At 70.0% G+C, this 17,679-nt stretch carries 14 protein-coding genes; 3 read left to right on the top strand and 11 right to left on the bottom strand.

The features are described from left to right. Window positions 1-63: 63 nt before the first annotated feature. From VHB92_RS09940 to ligA, 9 genes are all read right to left on the bottom strand, one after another. Complete coding sequence (locus VHB92_RS09940; RefSeq protein ID WP_325453589.1) at window positions 64-1,005, bottom strand: oxygenase MpaB family protein; 942 nt, start codon at window positions 1,003-1,005, stop codon at window positions 64-66. Window positions 1,006-1,012: 7 nt separating this feature from the next. After that, the gene (locus VHB92_RS09935) at window positions 1,013-1,444 is read right to left on the bottom strand and encodes a DUF3054 domain-containing protein (protein ID WP_325453588.1); all 432 of its coding nucleotides are present in this window, start codon (window positions 1,442-1,444) and stop codon (window positions 1,013-1,015) included. A 36-nt stretch (window positions 1,445-1,480) separates the two neighbouring features. Beyond that, window positions 1,481-3,100, bottom strand: a complete 1,620-nt coding sequence (locus VHB92_RS09930; protein ID WP_325453587.1) for a DUF7059 domain-containing protein — start codon at window positions 3,098-3,100, stop codon at window positions 1,481-1,483. 137 nt (window positions 3,101-3,237) lie between these two features. Then, a complete protein-coding gene (locus VHB92_RS09925) occupies window positions 3,238-3,564 on the bottom strand; it encodes a YciI family protein (RefSeq protein ID WP_325453586.1) in 327 nt (108 codons plus the stop codon). A gap of 179 nt (window positions 3,565-3,743) precedes the next feature. Further along, on the bottom strand, window positions 3,744-5,240 hold the full coding sequence (gatB, locus tag VHB92_RS09920) for an Asp-tRNA(Asn)/Glu-tRNA(Gln) amidotransferase subunit GatB (protein WP_325453585.1): 1,497 nt from the start codon (window positions 5,238-5,240) through the stop codon (window positions 3,744-3,746). Further along, complete coding sequence (gene gatA / locus VHB92_RS09915) at window positions 5,240-6,793, bottom strand: Asp-tRNA(Asn)/Glu-tRNA(Gln) amidotransferase subunit GatA (protein WP_325453584.1); 1,554 nt, start codon at window positions 6,791-6,793, stop codon at window positions 5,240-5,242. Before gatA ends, gatB begins: the two co-directional genes overlap by 1 nt. Further along, complete coding sequence (gatC, locus tag VHB92_RS09910) at window positions 6,793-7,092, bottom strand: Asp-tRNA(Asn)/Glu-tRNA(Gln) amidotransferase subunit GatC (protein WP_325453583.1); 300 nt, start codon at window positions 7,090-7,092, stop codon at window positions 6,793-6,795. Before gatC ends, gatA begins: the two co-directional genes overlap by 1 nt. A 220-nt stretch (window positions 7,093-7,312) precedes the next feature. After that, window positions 7,313-9,283: an alkaline phosphatase family protein gene (locus VHB92_RS09905; RefSeq protein WP_325453582.1), complete on the bottom strand. Its 1,971-nt coding sequence runs from the start codon at window positions 9,281-9,283 to the stop codon at window positions 7,313-7,315. Beyond that, window positions 9,280-11,703, bottom strand: a complete 2,424-nt coding sequence (ligA, locus tag VHB92_RS09900; RefSeq protein ID WP_325453581.1) for an NAD-dependent DNA ligase LigA — start codon at window positions 11,701-11,703, stop codon at window positions 9,280-9,282. The genes VHB92_RS09905 and ligA overlap by 4 nt, the downstream gene beginning before the upstream one ends. Before the next feature lie 85 nt (window positions 11,704-11,788). Here ligA and VHB92_RS09895 point away from each other — a divergent pair, with 85 nt between their 5' ends. Then, window positions 11,789-12,325: an RBBP9/YdeN family alpha/beta hydrolase gene (locus VHB92_RS09895; RefSeq protein WP_325453580.1), complete on the top strand. Its 537-nt coding sequence runs from the start codon at window positions 11,789-11,791 to the stop codon at window positions 12,323-12,325. 181 nt (window positions 12,326-12,506) lie between these two features. Here the strand turns inward: VHB92_RS09895 and mnmA are convergent, their stop codons facing one another. Both mnmA and VHB92_RS09885 read right to left on the bottom strand, forming a co-directional pair. Continuing rightward, window positions 12,507-13,613, bottom strand: a complete 1,107-nt coding sequence (mnmA, locus tag VHB92_RS09890; RefSeq protein WP_325453579.1) for a tRNA 2-thiouridine(34) synthase MnmA — start codon at window positions 13,611-13,613, stop codon at window positions 12,507-12,509. 137 nt (window positions 13,614-13,750) lie between these two features. Beyond that, window positions 13,751-15,034 carry a cysteine desulfurase family protein gene (locus VHB92_RS09885; protein WP_325453578.1) on the bottom strand — a complete coding sequence of 428 codons (1,284 nt, stop codon included), beginning with the start codon at window positions 15,032-15,034 and terminating at the stop codon, window positions 13,751-13,753. A gap of 19 nt (window positions 15,035-15,053) precedes the next feature. On the opposite strand from VHB92_RS09885, the gene glgX reads away from it, so the two are divergent. Further along, entirely contained in the window at window positions 15,054-17,102 is a 2,049-nt protein-coding gene (gene glgX / locus VHB92_RS09880) for a glycogen debranching protein GlgX (protein ID WP_325453577.1), read from the top strand. Window positions 17,103-17,104: 2 nt separating this feature from the next. Further along, window positions 17,105-17,659, top strand: a complete 555-nt coding sequence (gene ybaK, locus VHB92_RS09875) for a Cys-tRNA(Pro) deacylase (RefSeq protein WP_325453576.1) — start codon at window positions 17,105-17,107, stop codon at window positions 17,657-17,659. The last annotated feature ends 20 nt before the right edge of the window (window positions 17,660-17,679 follow it).

The following is a 17,679-nucleotide window of genomic DNA, read 5'->3' as shown; positions in this document are numbered from 1 at the left end:
ACGGATCCGTCGCCGCCCTCCGGCGCGGCTACCCCGCGCAACAGCCGACGCGGATGCCGCCGCTCAGCCGTCCATCCGATCCGGCCGGCCCAGCCGATCCAGCCGATCCAGCCGACCAAGACGCACGAGCGCGGCCTGCTCTCCCGCCGTCTGCGGCCCGAGCAGGCCACCGGCCGCCGCGAGCACGACACCTGTGGCAGAGGAGACCGGGAGCGGGACCGGGCCGAGCCTGGGCATCCGCAGGCCGAGCAGGTCACGGAAACGGGGCTCGAGGGACGCGACGGCGCCCGCGAACAGCACGGCGTAAGCGGGCCGCAGGCTGCGCCGAACGGGCGCGTGACGCACGAAGTGCACCACCTCGCGCGTGCGGTCGTCGCAGCGCAGCTCCCCTGCATCGGCGAACCCGTGCAGACCCGCCTTGAGCTCGGCCCTGCTCCGCGGAGGATCCGGCACACCCATCAGTTCGCCGGCCTTCGCCCACTGCTCGACATAGGCGTCCGAGCCACCGGGGATCCTGCCGCCCCACCGTTCGTGCGCCGTCAGGAACGCGTCGGTGAAGGCCAGATGGACCCACGTCGACAGGTGGGGATCGTTCGCCGCGTAGCGCGCCGGCCGTCCGTGGCCGTCCACATAGTCGCCGACGACGTGCTCGTGCAGGCGCTTCACCCAGTTCGATCCGGCGACGGCCTGGGTGGTGTCGCCGTAGCTCACAGTGAAGATCCAGCGGATGGTGCCGTTCAGCCGTCCGAGCGGGTCTTCCCTGAACCTCGATCGGTCGTACACGCCCGCGAGCGCGCCGGGGTGGAGGGCCTGCATGAGCAGAGCGCGGATGCCGGCGACGAGCGTCGGCATCCCGCCGTGCACCGCCCACACGGCCGAGTCAGGACCGAAGAAGCCGCGATCGGTGCCCGACTCGAACTCTCGCACCCACTCCGGCACGCCGGTCTGCTGGCCGCTCAGGGTCTCCTGGAGCCTGGCGCGAAGCGGTTCGGTGAGACGCGACACGGAACGCTCAGCCGCGGTGGCCCGCAACGGCCGCGCGGTCGCGACGACGCGAGGCGACACGGCGGACGAGCAGCGCCGCCGCGCGCCACCCGATGAGGAAGACCGCGAGCACGATCGCCGCCACCACGACGAACGACGATGCGATCCCCTGACCGCTGACGACGCGCAACAGCATGCCGACCACGAGGATGGCCGCCCAGACGACGACCCCGGTCAGCCACACGGCCTGAGGCCGGCGCCAAGCCGCGCAGGCGAGCCATCCGACGACGAGCCCTGCACCGAACGGCCAGAACGTGACGAGCGCTCCGCCGACGACGTTCTCGCCGTGGCTGCCGCGCCCGATCAGCACGAACGCGAGCACGAGCACGACGTCGATGACGGCGGCCAGGACGATGGCGGCAGTGGTCGGTCGAGCGGGAGCGGTTGAGCGATCGGTCACGAACGCCAGTCTAGGGATGCGACGCCGCCGACCGGCTCAGTCCAGAGCGGTGGGCTCCAGCACCCCGGTGAACACGAGCTCCCTCACGCGCGGGAGCAGCTCGGCGGCGAGATCTGCCGCGTCGACGTCGAGCAGGTCGGCAAGCGCGCCGACGATGACCGCGACGGGGAGATCGCCGTCGCACGCGCCCACGAAGCCCGCGAGTCCGGTCTCGACCGCCGTGCGACGGCCGAATCCACCGCCCTGCACGAGTGCGAGCGCGGCGGGATCGTCGCTGCCCGGCCAGTAGTGCCGCTCCTCCGTCACATCCGGGGCGGCGATCAGCGTGGCGAGGCCGAGCTGCTCGTCGTCGACGGATGCCAGCCACCGGCCGACACGCAGCCCGCGCGCCAGGTGAGCGCCGAGCCCGCTCTCCTGCGAGCCGCTCGACTCGACGGACTCGTACCGCCGCAAGGTCACGACGCCGTCCGCCGGGCGGCGCAGGGTCACGTAGCCGAATCCGACGTACCGGACATCGCGGGCGGCGAAATCGTCGAGCCAGGCATCCGTGAGCCGTTCGAAGTCCTCGGTGCCCGGCCGCGTGCCGCCGTCCCGGATCCACGTCTCGGCGTACTGCGGCGCGTCCTGGAGCTCGCGCTCGACGAACCACGCGTCGAGCGCGCCCTGCTCCCGCTCGTCGCCGAGCCATTCGCGCACCCGGTCGAAGGCCTCCTGTTCGCCTCGATACTCCCAGTTGCCGAGGAACTGGGCGACGCCGCCGGGGTTGAGCCTGTCACGCACGCCGCGCACGACCGCCTCGACGATCGCGTCTCCCGTGAGGCCGCCGTCCCGGTACTCGTACTCGGGAACGCCGGCGACGCGCGGCGTGATCACGAACGGCGGATTCGACACGATGTGGTCGAACGACTCTCCCGCGACGGGCTCGAACAGACTTCCACACCGGAAGCGGATGTTGTCGACGCCGTTCAGCACGGCGTTGAACTCGGCGAACAGCAGGGCCCTTGCGGAGATGTCGGTGGCGACGACGAGGTCGGCGTGCCTTGCGGCGTGCAGCGCCTGGATGCCGCATCCGGTTCCCAGGTCGAGCGCCGTTCGCACGCGGTCCCGCATCATGATCGAGCTCAGCGTGTGCGAGGCGCCGCCGACGCCGAGCACGTGGTCTTCGCGGAGCGCGCAGCCGAGCGCGAGCTCGCCGAGATCGGACGCGATCCACCACTGGCCGGACCCTGCCGCGTCGGAGAACGCGTAGGGACGCAGATCGATCAGGGGTCGCACCGTGGCGTCCTGGCCGCCGGAGGGTCCGCCGCCCACGCGCTCGACGAGACCGAGGTTCATGGCATCCCGCACGCCGAGGGACACCAACGCCTGGGCCATGGCGCTTTCCGGAACGGGAAGCCCGAGCACGAACCCGGCCGCCAGCGCCGCCAGCGGCTCGCCCCCCGCCAGATGAGGAGCAAGAGCCCTCCGTGCCGCGACGCGATGACCGCGGAAGAGGGCGGCCGCCGCCTCTTCGCCCCAGAGCGCGTCGAGGGCGGCGACGCTGAAGTCGGCCGCCTCGAGGTCGGAGCGCAGCCGCGCGATCAGGCCCGCATCGACGCGCACGGCATCTGTAGGGTCCACGGTGACGGAGGAGCTCTGGGTGGCGTCGTCCGGCATCCCGCCATTCAACCATGCATGCGGGTGGGGCCGGCGAGGCTTCCGCCCCGGGGCTGCACCCGCGCGGCACACCGCCTGTCCGGGCTTCTCCGGGCTTGAGCTCGCCCGTGCGTGCCGGCGAGCGGCACACCTGGGCGCTACTCCGTGTAGAACTGGCGCACCTCGACCAGGCCGCCCCTCGCCATCGGATGCCGGGACGCGATCTCGAGAGCGCGGTCGAGGGACTCCGCCTCGATGACGTCGAATCCGGCGATCTGCTCCTTGGACTCCGCGAACGGCCCGTCCGTGATGAGCAGCCGCTCTCCCCTGCGGCGCACGACCTTCGCCGTCTCAGCAGGCAGCCGCTCGCCGAGAAGCCGCTCGCCCGCGCCGTCCGTCTCCGCCACCCACTCATCGATGGAGATGTCGCCTGGCGCCTCCGGCTCACCGCTGGGGTCCGTGCAGATCAGAAGCATGTATCGCATGAGCTTTCCTTTCGTCGTTCACTCGATGACACGTCGAGCGGCAACGTGCGAATCCGACATAAAGGCTCCGAACACAACGAATCCGCATAACGGATCCGGCACAACGAATCCGCGACAACGAATCCGGCACAACGAATCCGGCGCGAACCGCCACGGTTCGGCAGGCGATCGGAAACGTCCTACTGGGCTGCGCGCTCCAGGACGAGCTCGCGCACCCGCGCGGCGTCCGCCTGACCCTTCATGGCCTTCATCACCGCACCGATCACGGCGCCGGCAGCCTGCACCTTGCCGTCGCGGATCTTCTGCAGCACGTCGGGCTGCGCGGCCAGCGCCGTGTCGATCGCGGAGATGAGCGCCCCGTCGTCGGAGACGACCTTGAGGCCGCGCGCCTCGACCACCTCGGTGGGCGAGCCCTCTCCGTCGATCACGCCCTCGAGAACCTGCCGGGCGAGCCGGTCGGTGAGGTCGCCGCTCTCGACCAGCGCGACGAGTTCGGACACGTGCAGCGGAGACACCAGGGTGGGGGCGGCGACGCCGCGGCTGTTCGCGATGCGGGTGATCTCGCCCGTCCACCACTTGCGAGCGGATGCCGGCGCCGCGCCCTCTGCGACGGTCGCTTCGACGGCATCCAGCAGGTCGCCGTTGACGACGTCCTGGAACTCGAGAGCGGTGAAACCCCAGTCGGCGCGCAACCGGGCCCTGCGCTCGGACGGCGGCTCCGGCAGCGTCGCGCGCAGCTCCTCGACCCATTCGCGGCTCGGCGCCACAGGGACGAGGTCGGGCTCGGGGAAGTACCGGTAGTCGTCGGCGTCGCTCTTCGGGCGACCAGACGAGGTGGTGCCGGTGTCTTCGTGCCAGTGGCGGGTCTCCTGCGTGATCGTGCCGCCTGCATCCAGGATGGCGGCCTGCCGCTGGATCTCGTACCGCACGGCGCGCTCGACGGAGCGCAGCGAGTTCACGTTCTTCGTCTCCGTGCGCGTGCCGAGCACCTTGGAGCCGCGTGGCCGGAGCGAGACGTTGGCGTCGCAGCGGACGTTGCCCTCCTCCATGCGCGCGTTGGAGACGCCGAGCGCCTTCACGAGCTCGCGGATGTGCGCGACGTACGCCCGTCCCACCTCTGGCGCGTCGGTATCGACGCCCTCGATGATCTTTGTGACGATCTCCACGAGCGGCACGCCGCCCCGGTTGTAGTCCACGAGCGAGTAGTCGGCTCCCTGGATGCGCCCGGTCGTGCCCGCATGCGTGAGCTTGCCCGCGTCTTCCTCCATGTGGGCCCGCTCGATGAGCACCGTGACCTGCCTGCCGCTCTCCAGCTCGACGGTGACCTCGCCGTCGTGCGCGATCGGCTCGTCGTACTGCGACGTCTGGAAGTTCTTCGACGTGTCGGGGTAGAAGTAGTTCTTGCGCGCGAACCGTGAACTCTCCGCGATGTCGCAACCCAGCGCCAGCCCCAGCCGGATGCTCGACTCGACCGCCTTGTGGTTCACCTGCGGGAGTCCGCCCGGCAGGCCGAGGCAGGTGGGGCACGTGTTGGTGTTGGCGCCGGAGCCGAACTCGTTGGCGCATCCGCAGAACATCTTGGTCTTCGTGTTCAGCTCGACGTGCACCTCGAATCCGAGCACCGGTTCGAACAGCTCGAGAGCCTTGTCGTAGTCCATCAGCTTGTCTTTGGCCATCAGACCGCTCCCTCCTCGCTCGCGAACATCTCGGTCTGCGCCAGCTGCGGCGCCCGCGCGAGGAGCGGCTCGCCCCACGCGTTCTCCAGCAACCGCTCCAGGGCGGCGCCCACGGTGTACAGCCGCGCATCCTGCCTCGCCGGAGCCATGATCTGCAGGCCGACCGGCAGACCGTCCTCCGGGGCGAGCCCGACCGGAAGGGCGAGGCCCGGTATGCCGGCCAGGTTCGCCGGGATCGTCGTCACATCGTTGAGATACATCGCCAGCGGATCGTCGATCTTCTCGCCCAGCTTGAACGCCGTCGTCGGCGCAGCGGGGCTGATCAGCACGTCGGCCTTGGCGAACGCGTCGGCGAAGTCGCGCTGGATGAGCGTGCGCACCTTCTGCGCGCTGCCGTAGTACGCGTCGTAGTAGCCGGCGCTCAGCGCGTACGTGCCGAGGATGATGCGGCGCTTGACCTCGGGACCGAAGCCGGCATCCCTCGTGGCTGCCATGACCCGTTCGCTGGTCACCGGGCCGCTCTGCGGTGCGACGCGCAGACCGAAACGCACGGAGTCGAACCGGGCGAGGTTGCTCGAGGCCTCCGCCGGCAGGATCAGGTAGTAGGCGGCGACCGCGTACTCGAAGCTGGGTGCCGAGACCTCGACGACCTCGGCGCCGGCAGCGGTGAGCAGGGCGACGGTCTCGTCGAAGCGCTGCTTCACGCCGGGCTGGAATCCTTCGCCGGTTCCCGAGATCTCCTTGACCACGCCGAAGCGCAGGCCCTTCAGCGCGTCATCCTCGAGCCCAGCCTTCGCCGCCTGCGCCATCGAAGGCCACCGGTGGTCGAGCGACGTGGAGTCGAGCGCGTCGTGGCCGGCGATCACGTCGTGCAGCAGCGCGGCATCCAGCACGGTCCGGGCGACCGGCCCCACCTGGTCGAGCGAGCTCGCCAGGGCGATCGCGCCGTACCTGCTCACACCTCCGTACGTCGGCTTCACGCCCACGGATCCGGTGACCGCCGCCGGCTGCCGGATCGATCCTCCTGTGTCGCTGCCGAGCGCGACGGGAGCCTCGAACGCGGCGACGGCAGCGGCTGAGCCGCCGCCCGATCCGCCAGGGATGCGCTCGAGGTCCCACGGGTTGCGGGTGGGACCGTACGCGGAATGCTCGGTCGACGAACCCATGGCGAACTCGTCCATGTTGGTCTTGCCGAGCGGAACGAGGTCGGCGTGCCGCAGTCTGCGCACGACCGTCGCGTCGTACGGCGGGATCCAGCCCTCGAGGATCTTCGAACCCGACGTGGAGGGCATGTCGTACGTGCACAGCACGTCTTTGATCGCCACGGGCACCCCGGCGAGCGGGCCGAGCTCCTCGCCTGCTGCTCTGCGAGCATCCACCGACTCCGCGGTGCGGATCGCCCGCTCAGATGCGACGTGCAGGAAGGCATGAACGTCGGGGTCGACGGCCGCGATGCGGTCGAGGTGCGCGCGTGTCGCCTCCACGCTCGAGACCTGCGACGAGGCGAGCTCGTCGGCCAGTTGTGCTGCGGTGAGCCGTGTCAGGTCGGACATCACGCCTCCTCATCCAGGATCGGCGGCACCCGGAAGTAATCGCCTTCGCGATCCGGCGCGCCGGACAGCGCCTGCTCGACGGTCAGTCCCGGCCGCACCTCGTCTTCGCGGAACACGTTCGTCATGGGGATCGGGTGGCTCGTGGCCGGCACGTCGGGCGTGGCCACCTCGCTCACCTTCGCCACGGAATCCACGATCTGCACGAGCTCCGCCGTGAGGTTCGTCAGTTCGGCTTCGCTGAGGTCGATGCGGGCCAGTTCGGCCAGATGCCGCACCTGGTCGGCGCTGATGTCGGGCATGGGTCTCCGTCGCTCAGTGGGGTTCGAGGGATGCCCTCCAGTCTATTCGGCGGGCGCGACCGGCTCGGCGCGCTCTACGTGACCGTTGTCGCCGAGCGGACGCCCGAGAGGCCCGGCGGCCCGCGATCTGCGACATCGGGCCAGGATCATCCGCTCGTCGACGTGGGGCATCACCACACTCGGGCCGGGCATCACCCGCTCGTCGACGTGGGCCCCGGCATCACCCGCTCGTCGACGTCGGGCCGGGAGTGGGGGTCGGTGCGGGAGTGAGCGGCGGCAGCAGCGGCTCCGCCGGCCTGGGCCCCGTGCCGAACAGTCCCTTGCCCGACACCTCGATCAGTTCGTACGCCTCGCGATACGTGCGGGGCACGGCCATCTCGTCCGCGCCGTAGTGCGCGATGAGCATGCCGAGAAGCCCGACGCCGGGCGACCCGAGGGGCCGGTCGCCGTCCGGTCCGACGACGGGCGGCCCGGCCTCCGGGTTCGGCGGCACCCATTGCGGATGCGTCTGGGGCCAGGTGGCAGGCTGCCTCGGGCGCGTCAGCGTGATGGCGTTGTCGATCGTCGGCGCTCCGGCATCCCTCCTCGTGAGGGGTTCGAGCTTGTACTTCTTCTCGAGGGTCGCGATGACGCTGGAGTGGTGCATGGTCTCGCTGATCACCTGACCCTTGGCCGTCCACGCCGAGATGGCCAGAGCGGGAACCCGCACACCGAGGCGATCGAACCCGAAGCCCATCTCGGTGCGTCCCATCCGCCTGGAGGGCGGTGTGGCCGCGGGCGGCGGCACGTGGTCGTACAGGCCGCCGTGCTCGTCGAACGTGACGAACAGCATGGTGTTCATGGCGTTGGAGCCGTTCAGGGTCGCACTCGTCCGCACCGCCGTGTACACCTTGTGCAGCAGTGCCTCGCCCGCCCGCACGTCGGAGATCGCGCCGCCCTGGATGATCTGGCCGTCGACATCCGTCCTCGTCATCGGACCCACGGGCGGATGCATGTCGTTGTGGTCGTAGATCATGCGCGGCTCGATGAACGAGTAGGCGGGCAGTTCGCCGCGCTTCACGTCGTCGTAGAAGCGCGTCATGGTGCGGAAGTGGTCCGTCTTCCACAACGGCTCGAGCGCCGGGGCGTGGATGAATCCGGTCATCGAGAGGAACTGGTTGTCGTCGAAGTAGATCGCCCAGCTGATCTTCGCGTCTTCCAGTCGGTTGAAGATGGTCGGCACGTCGGCCGGCACATCGAACCACTTTCGGAAGCCGCGGCCGCCGTTGTTCGTGACGAAGCCGTGCGAAGTTCCCGCGTGGAAGAACGACCTGTTGCAGAACGTCTGCGACGGCACGGCGCAGTGCCAGTGGTCGTACACCGCGAACTCGCGGGCCAGCGTGGAGAAGACGGGGAGCATGGTGGGATCGAACGCGCCCATGATGTGCCGGTACTCGTCGATGTCGGGTGTGACGCCGCGGCGCTCTGTGCGCAGGTGGTCGATGTAGTCCGCCAGGAAACCGCTCATGTCGGCCTTGGCGCCGGCGGGCGGGGCGTTGAACGGGGGCTCCATCTGCCAGAAGAACTTGCCCGCGTTCGCCGGCGGGTCGACGGTGCCGAACAGCTGCTGGTTGACGAACGGGTATTCCTCCCCCGGGTCGGGGTTGGGCTGGCTCATCACGAAGTCGGTCGTGCCGTTGTAGACGTGCACCGGGATGTCCTGGCCGGTGAGCGGATCGCGATTCATATCGCGACGCACGTCGAGCCCTTCGTAGTGCTGGGCCCTCGGCGGCTTCTCGTCGGCGTAGAGGAATCCCAGGATGTTGTCGAATGACCTGTTCTCGAACATCATCACGATGAGGTGATCGAAGCCTGGTTTCGACGGCACCGGAAGCAGCCCGAGCTCACGCTCGATCTCCGGATGCACGCTCCCGCGACCCGCTGCCGCACCCACGACACCGCCGATCACGCCGCCCACGACACCGCCGGCAGCGGCACCTGCCGCTGCGATCCCCGCGCCGCGCAGGAAGGCACGACGGGACGTGGGGGTCTTGCGGCCCTCACCTGCAGCCTCGGCGCCCGACTCGCCCTCCTCGCCCGACACGGGCGGCACGGTGGCGTCATTCGTGGCGTCATTCCCGGGTGCAGCGTTGTTCGCGAGCCGGTCATCGCCTTCTGGCGCGACGCCGCGGCCTTCGCCTTCGCCGCTCACAGCGTCTGTCCGTCAGGGTCGACCGACTCGCTGTTCTCCACCGTGTTCTGCCCATCGGGCGCGTCCCCGTCGGCCGCGTCGTCCGCACCTGCGCCCACGAGCGCGGCAGGACCACCGGAGAGCAGCAGCGCGAACTGGGCGGCATCGAGGATCGGCACCCCGAGCTCCTCGGCCTTCGTGAGCTTCGACCCTGCGCCCGGCCCGGCCGCGACATAGTCGGTCTTCTTCGACACGCTCGAGGCGGACTTGCCGCCGGCGGCGATGATGGCCTCGATGGCGCCTTCGCGGCTGAAGCCTTCCAGCGACCCGGTCGCGACGACCGTCAGACCGGCCAGCGGGCCCGAGGCGTCACCCGCCTTTCCGGGGCCCGGATGCCCGGGCACCGCGAACTGCACGCCGGCCGCCGCCCAGCGGTCCACGATCTCGCGGTGCCAGTCGACCTCGAACCAGTCGAGCACGGCGTCGGCGATGATGCCGCCGACGCCGTCGACGGCGGCGAGCTTGTCTCTGGTCGCCGTGCGGATGGCATCCAGCGAGCCGAACCACGACGCCAGGGCTCTGGCGGCCACCGGCCCGACGTGCCGGATGTTGAGCGCGACGAGAAAGCGCCACAGCTCCTTCTGCTTCGCCTTCTCCAGCTCCGCGAGCAGCGTCACAGCGGCCTCAGACGGTGCGACGAGCCGGTAGTCCTTCTTCACCCCTGCCTTGCGACGCTCTGCCGGCGACAGCTCGGCCGTTCCCGGCGGATAGGTGAGCGTGACCTTCTGGAACGGGGCGCGACGCACCGGAAGCCCGGTGGTCTCATCCACTTTCGGCTCGCCCGTCTCGACGTCGCGCACGACGACCTGGATCGGAACGATCTGCTCCTCTGTGAGGTCGAACAGTCCGGCCTCCGTGATGAGCGGAGGCTCGGCGGGGAAAGCGGGTTGCGTGAGCGCCGCCGCCGTGACCTCGCCGAGCGCGTCGATGTCGAGCGCGCCGCGCGACCCGATGTGCTCCAGGCGCCCGTGCACCTGGGCAGGGCAGGACCTCGCGTTGGGACAGCGCAGGTCGATGTCGCCTTCCTTCGCAGGCCGCAGCTCGGTTCCGCACTCCGGGCAGTCCTTCGGCATCACGAACTCCCGCTCACTGCCGTCGCGCCGCTCGAGAACGGGCCCGAGCACCTCGGGTATGACGTCTCCGGCCTTGCGCAGCACGACCGTGTCGCCGATCAGCACGCCCTTGGCCTTGACGACCTCCTGGTTGTGCAGAGTCGCCTGGCGCACCGTGCTGCCCGCCACCTTCACGGGCTCCATCACGGCGTACGGCGTGGCTCGACCGGTGCGGCCGATCGCGACGAGGATGTCCACCAGCTTCGTGAACACCTCCTCAGGCGGGTACTTGTAGGCGATCGCCCACCGTGGTGCGCGGCTGGTGGCGCCCAGCTCGTCGTGCGTCGCCAGATCGTCGACCTTGACGACGACACCATCGATCTCGTGCTCCAGCGAGTGGCGTCGCTCCCCCATCTCCGCGATGTACGCGAACACCTCCTCGACGTCGTCGAGAACGCGATTGTGCGGCGACACCGGCAGGCCCCATCCGCGCAGCAGATCGTAGATCTCCGACTGTGTCGCCACGGGCGGGTCGTTCCATGCGCCGATGCCGTGCAGGTACAGCGACAGCCGGCCCTGGCGCTCTCGCATGAGCTCGATCTCCTGCGGCGACTTGTTCTCCCGGCGCTGACGCAGGCTTCCGGCCGCCGTGTTGCGCGCGTTGGCGAACTCCGGGTAGCGGGTCTTGATCTCCTCCTCCGACCTGCCCTTCGCTCGCTGCTCGGCCGCGTACTGCTCCTGCAGCTGATGCTGGCGTTCGTTGAGGAACTCGAAGTCGACCGTCTTGAGGAAGACCTCGCCGCGCACCTCGAAGAACGCCGGCCAGCCGCTGCCCTCGAGCCGCCGGGGGATGACCGGTATCCAGTCCACGTTCTCGGTGATGTCCTCGCCGACGGTTCCGTCGCCTCGCGTGGTGGCCGTCTCGAGCACACCGTCGCGGTACGCGAGGCTGATCGCCAGGCCGTCGATCTTCACCTCGGTGAGCCACCGCACCGGATGGCCTGAGGCATCCGCCGTCTTCGCCGCCCAGTCGCGCAGCTCGTCGACGCTGAAGACGTTGTCGAGGCTGAGCATCCGTTCGGCGTGCTGATGCGGCGGGAACCCGGCGGATGCCACCTCGGCGCCGACCGTCTGGGTCGGGCTGTCCTGGGCAGCGAGCAGCGGGAACTCGCGTTCGATGGCCTCCAGTCGGCGGATGTCCGCGTCGTACTCCGCGTCGCTGATCAGGCTGCCGCCCTCGTAGTAGGCGACGCGGTTGCGTTCGATGCGCTCGCGCAATTCCTCGGACTCCGTGCGCGCGGAGTCGAAGTCAGCGGGGATGTCCGTCACCTCGCCATACTAAGAGCGGCCACCGACGCGACAGGGCATTGCGGCGCAACCCGCAGGATCCGTCGCCGTGAGCAGGAGGGGACGCATGCGCATCGTCATCGTGCCGGGCATCGACGACTCGCCGCACGACCACTGGCAGTCCATCTGGCAGCACTCGCTGGGGCCGACGGCGGTGCGCATCGCTCCCGCATCGTTCGTCGAGCCGGACGGCGAGGACTGGATAGCGGCCATCGACCGCATCACGGACGAGGCCGACATGCTGGTGGCGCACAGCCTCGGATGCCTGGCCGCCGCATCGTGGATCGCTCGCGGCGGACGCGCGGCCGGCGCGTTCCTCGTGGCGCCGCCCGACGAGAACGGGCCGGTCTTCCCTGCCCAGGCGACGGGCTTCGCCGCTCCGCACAGCCGCCTCGCCATCCCGTCCGTCATCGTGGCCTCCGCCGACGATCCGTACAGTTCGCTCGAGCACCTCGACGAGCTCGGCAGGTGGTGGGGCTCCCCGATCGTGAACGTCGGGCCGCACGGACACCTCAACCGGGCGAGCAGGCTCGGCGAGTGGGAGGAGGGCAGAAGGCTCCTCACCGCGTTCGCTGCCGGAACCGGAGCAGCCCTGCCGTCCTGAGACAGGCATCCCGAGACACGCGTCCTGAGACACGGTCCTGAGACACGGTCCTGAGACAAGGTCCTGAGACAAGGTCCTGGGTCACGGCGGGCCGGCCGCGCCGCTCTGTGTCCTCGTTCCTTTGCCCCCTCGCCCACACGCTGGGGCGGCAGAGCGAGGAGCGCGAGAAGCTGCCGGGGTTCTACGCGCCGGCGGGCACGGCGCTCACCGTGCGCTCGATGGTGCACTGGCCGAGCACCCGCGTGCCGAGGTAGACGACGGCGCTCTGTCCCGTCGCGACCCCGTTGATGGGCGTCTCGGGCCGGATGACCAGTTCGCCGTCTCGCACGAAGGCGGTGGCGGGCACCGGGTCGGCGTGCGCGCGGATCTGCACCTCGCAGGCGAACGGACTGCCGGCATCCTCGGGCGGGAGCCCGGCCCACGTGATGCGCGTGCCTGCGAGCTCGGCGATGTCGAGCGCCTCCTTCGGACCCACCACGACGGTGTTCTCCTTCGGCCGCACCTCGAGAACGAAGCGCGGACGGCCATCCGGTGCAGGCACGGACAGCGCCAGTCCCCGCCGCTGACCCACCGTGTAGGCGTGGGCACCCTCGTGGCTGCCGACGACGGAGCCTTCGCGGTCCACGATCGCGCCGGGGGCCGTGCCCACGTGCTCCGCCAGCCATCCGCGGGTGTCGCCGTCGGGGATGAAGCAGATGTCGTGCGAGTCCGGCTTCTTCGCGACGGTGAAGCCGCGCTCGGCGGCCTCGGCCCGCACCAGGTCTTTCGACGGAGTCGCACCGAGCGGGAGCATCGCGTGCGCGAGCTGCTCGGCCGTCAGCACGCCGAGCACGTAGGACTGGTCCTTGGCCCACGCCGCGGCCCTGTGAAGCTGGCGGTTGCCGTCGGCATCGGTCACGATGCTCGCGTAGTGGCCGGTGCAGACGGCGTCGAATCCGAGCGCGAGCGCCTTCTCAAGGAGAGCGGCGAACTTGATCTTCTCGTTGCAGCGCAGGCACGGGTTGGGAGTGCGGCCCGCCGAGTATTCCGCGATGAAGTCGTCGACGACGTCGAGCTTGAACCGCTCGGAGAAGTCCCACACGTAGTACGGGATGCCGATCAGGTTCGCGACCCGCTGGGCATCCATCGAGTCCTCGATGGTGCAGCATCCGCGGCTTCCCGTGCGCAGGGTGCCGGGCATGCGGCTGAGCGCCAGGTGCACGCCGACCACGTCGTGACCTGCGTCCACGGCCCGTGCCGCCGCCACCGCGGAGTCCACTCCCCCGCTCATCGCCGCCAGAACTCGCATGGGCCCCAGTCTACGAAATGGCGCCTGGGTGCCGGCGGCGGTGCGAGCGGAGACAGCTCGTCAGGCAGTCGCCCCGTAGAGCCTGATCCGGAGAGGCGGCGAACGTCCGGGCGAACCCTCGGCGTCCCCGAGAGCCGTCAGCGAGCGCCGAGCGCGGAAGCGCGAGTGGCGAGACCCGCTCTGGATGCCTGCGCATAGGCCGCAGGCAGCGCCGCGAGGAACGCGTCCACGTCCGCCTCCGTCGACGTGCGGCCCAGCGTGATGCGCAACGCCCCACGGGCCTCGTCCTCGCCGCGTCCCATCGCGCGGAGCACGTGGGAGGGCTCGGGGATTCCCGCCTGGCACGCCGAACCCGTGGACACCTCGACGCCGGCGGCGTCCAGGAGGAACAGGAGCGAATCGCCCTCGCATCCGGGGAAGGTGAAGTGCGCGTTCGAGGGCAGGCGCACGTCGCCGCCGTCCCGTCCGGAACGCGCGGACGGCTCGGAAGACGCAGACTCGCACGGACGGGGTGCCGGATCCGGTCCGTTCAGGACGGCGTCGGGAACGAGACGCCGCACGCCGTCGATGAGCCGGTCCCGCAGGCCGGCGAGCCGCAGGCTCTCGGCGACTCGGCCCGCTTCCGCCGCCTCGGCTGCGACGGCGAACGCCGAGGCCGCCGCCACGTCCTGGGTGCCGCTTCGCACCTGGCGCTGCTGTCCGCCGCCGTGGATGAGCGGCACGATCGTGGCGCTGCGGGAGAGCACCAGCGCGCCCGCACCGACCGGACCGCCGACCTTGTGCGCCGACACGCTGAGCGCGACGAGGCCGCGGTCTCCTACGGAGCCCGTTCCGGCACGCATCCCGGCGAAGTCGAGCGGAAGATGCCCGAAGGCGGAGACGGCGTCGACGTGCACGGGCACGCCGGCCGCCGCGGCGAGCGCGATGATGCGCTCTGTGGGCTGCACCGTGCCGACCTCGTTGTTGGCCAGCAGGAACGTCAGCAGCGCGATGGTGCCGGGCTCGCGTTCGAGCGATTCCTGGAGCGCGTCGAGGCGCACGAAGCCGTCCCTGTCGAGCGGTATCCACTCCACCTGTGCCGACTCGTACGCCTCGAGCCACTCGACGGTGTCGAGCGTGGCGTGATGCTCGCCCTCCGGCACGAGGATGCGTGTGGCACCGCGCCGTGCGCCCGCCCAGTACAGTCCCTTCACGCCGGCGTTGATCGCCTCGGTACCGCCCGACGTGAAAACGACCTCGATGCTCTCGCAGCCCAGGGCGGAGGCCACGCGTTCCCTGGCGTCTTCGAGCATGCGCTTGGCCGACTGACCTGCCGTGTGGATGCTCGACGGGTTGCCCACCGCGGTCAGCGCGCGCGTGTACGCCTCGATGGCCTCGGGCAGAACGGGCGTGGTTGCGGCGTGGTCAAGGTAGACCGGCATAGGAATTACTGTAGGACGCATGCCCAGCGAGGATCCTCTGTCCCAGCTCGGCGTACACAGCGGCCCGGACGGCGGCACCATCGGGGTGTACTCGAAGAACGCCACGGGGATGGAGCTGCTGGTCTTCGACGACTCGGATCAGCACTGGCTGATCGAGCGCGTGCCGCTCGTGCGTGGGAACGGCGACGTGTGGACGGCCACGTCCGAGCACCTGAGGGCCGGCACGCGGTACAACATCCGCTGCTGGGGGCCGCGCGGACCACTGCACCACTTCAACGAGCGCAAGCTCCTCATCGAACCGTACTCCCGCGGGCTCCTGCGCTCCGGCGCCAAGGAGTGGCGCTCCGTCGTGATGGATGACGCGTTCGACTGGGCGGGCACGACCAAGCCGCGCGTGCCTCGCGACCACACCGTGATCTACGAGGCGCACGTCAAGGGCCTGACCGCGCTCAACACGGCGGTGCCACAGGAGCTGAGGGGCACGTACGCCGGCCTCGCGCATCCCGCGACGATCGAGCACTTCCACCGCCTCGGCGTCACGAGCATCGAACTGCTCCCGGTGCAGGCGTTCGTCACCGAGGAGCGCCTCGCGCGTCTGGGACTGACGAACTACTGGGGCTACAACACGCTCAACTTCTTCACGCCGCACGCGCCGTACGCGACGAAGCAGGCTCAGGCATCCGGACCGGATGCCGTGCTGCACGAGTTCAAGGGCATGGTCAGCCTGCTGCATGCCGCGGGGCTCGAGGTCATCCTCGACGTCGTCTACAACCACACGGCGGAAGAGGGGCTGGGCGGGCCGACGACCAGCCTGCGCGGCATCGACAATGCCACCTACTACCGGCACAACGCCGACGGGTCGTACATCGACACCACGGGCGTCGGCAACACCATCGACTATGGGCAGCCCGTCGCCGAGCGACTCGTGCTCGACTCGCTGCGCTACTGGGCCGACGACGTGCAGATCGACGGCTTCAGGTTCGACCTGGCCGCCACGCTGGGTCGCGACGCCACGGGCGAGTTCAACGCGGACCATTCCCTGCTCAACGCCATAGTCGACGACCCGTACCTGGAAGGCGTCAAGCTCATCGCCGAGCCGTGGGATGTCGGAGAAGGCGGCTGGCGAACGGGCGGGTTCCCCGACGGCTGGCACGAGTGGAACGACCGCTACCGCGGACGGGTGCGCTCGTTCTGGCTGACCGACATCGCCGAGGCGCGTCGGAGCGGATCGGCGCCCACCGGCATCGGGTCGTTCGCCACCCGGCTCGCCGGCTCGTCGAACCTGTTCAGTCCGCAGCGGGGTCCGCTCGCTTCGGTGAACTTCGTCACAGCGCACGACGGGTTCACGCTCGAGGACCTCGTCTCGTACGACACCAAGCACAACCTCGGCAACGGCGAGGACAACCGCGACGGAACGGATGACAACCGCTCGTTCAACCACGGCGTGGAGGGGTCGACCGATGACGAAGGCATCCTCGCCGTGCGTCGCAAGGCCGCTCGCAACCTCATGGGCACCCTGCTGCTCTCCGCAGGCATCCCGATGATCACGGCGGGCGACGAGTACGGCAGGACGCAGTCCGGCAACAACAACGCGTACTGCCACGACGACGAGCTGACCTGGTTCAGCTGGGACTGGGACGAGCGCCAGCGCGACTTCGCGGCCGTCACCGCCGAGCTGATCCGGCTGCGCAGGGAGAACCCCGCCCTGCGGCCGGTGCGGTTCGGCAGATTCGGCGAGACCGTGCCGAGCGCCAGCCAGCTGGACTGGTACGACGCTGGCGGCAACACCATGGCCGAGGAGGACTGGGACTCGCCCGAGAACCGCACCCTGCAGTATCTGGCGGCATCCACGCCCGAGTTCGAGGAGTTCAACAGGATCCTCCTCGTGGTGCACGGCCTGGAGACCCCGACGACCGTCACCCTCCCGTCGCACGAGGGCGTCGCGTGCTACACGCTGCTCTGGGACAGCGCGTCGGAGACCGTCACGCCGGCAGACGGCGAGTTCCCGCCAGGGCACAGCGTCACGATGGAGCCGACGTCGATGAAGCTGTTCCGGGCCCACGGCTGACCGTGTCGAAGCGCACACCGGGTGCGAACCGCCCCGGCCAGACCAAACGCCCCGGCTCCGGGCGAGGTGCCGCCCGTGGCGCCGGGGCGGCGGCGACACCGGCGACGACGGCGCTCAGCAGGGCAGGCATCCCGTTCACGTCGCACGCGTACGAGCACGACCCCGCCGTCACCGCTTACGGCGCCGAGGCGGCGCGCGAGCTCGGCGTCGACGAAGCACGCGTGTTCAAGACGCTGCTGGCGGATGCCGACGGCAGGCTCGTCGTCGGCATCGTGCCGGTCTCCCGGCAGCTGGATCTCAAGGCTCTCGCGACGGCCGTCGGAGCCAAGCGGGCCGCGCTCGCGGATCCTGCTGCGGCGGAACGCAAGACCGGCTACGTCGTCGGCGGCATCTCCCCCATCGGACAGAAGAGCCGGCTCTCCACCGTGCTGGATGCCTCGGCATCCGCTCACGAGACCGTCTACGTCTCCGGCGGCCGACGCGGCCTCGACCTGGAGCTGGCCCCGGCCGACCTGCTCGCCATCACCGGCGGACGCCTGGCGCTCATCGCCCGCTGACGCGGGCGCGCCGCCACGGT

The sequence above is a fragment of the Humibacter sp. genome (assembly GCF_035547335.1).
Lineage (GTDB): Bacteria > Actinomycetota > Actinomycetes > Actinomycetales > Microbacteriaceae > Humibacter.
Note: the sequence above shows the minus strand (reverse complement) of the source record. Positions and strands in the feature narration are given on the sequence as shown.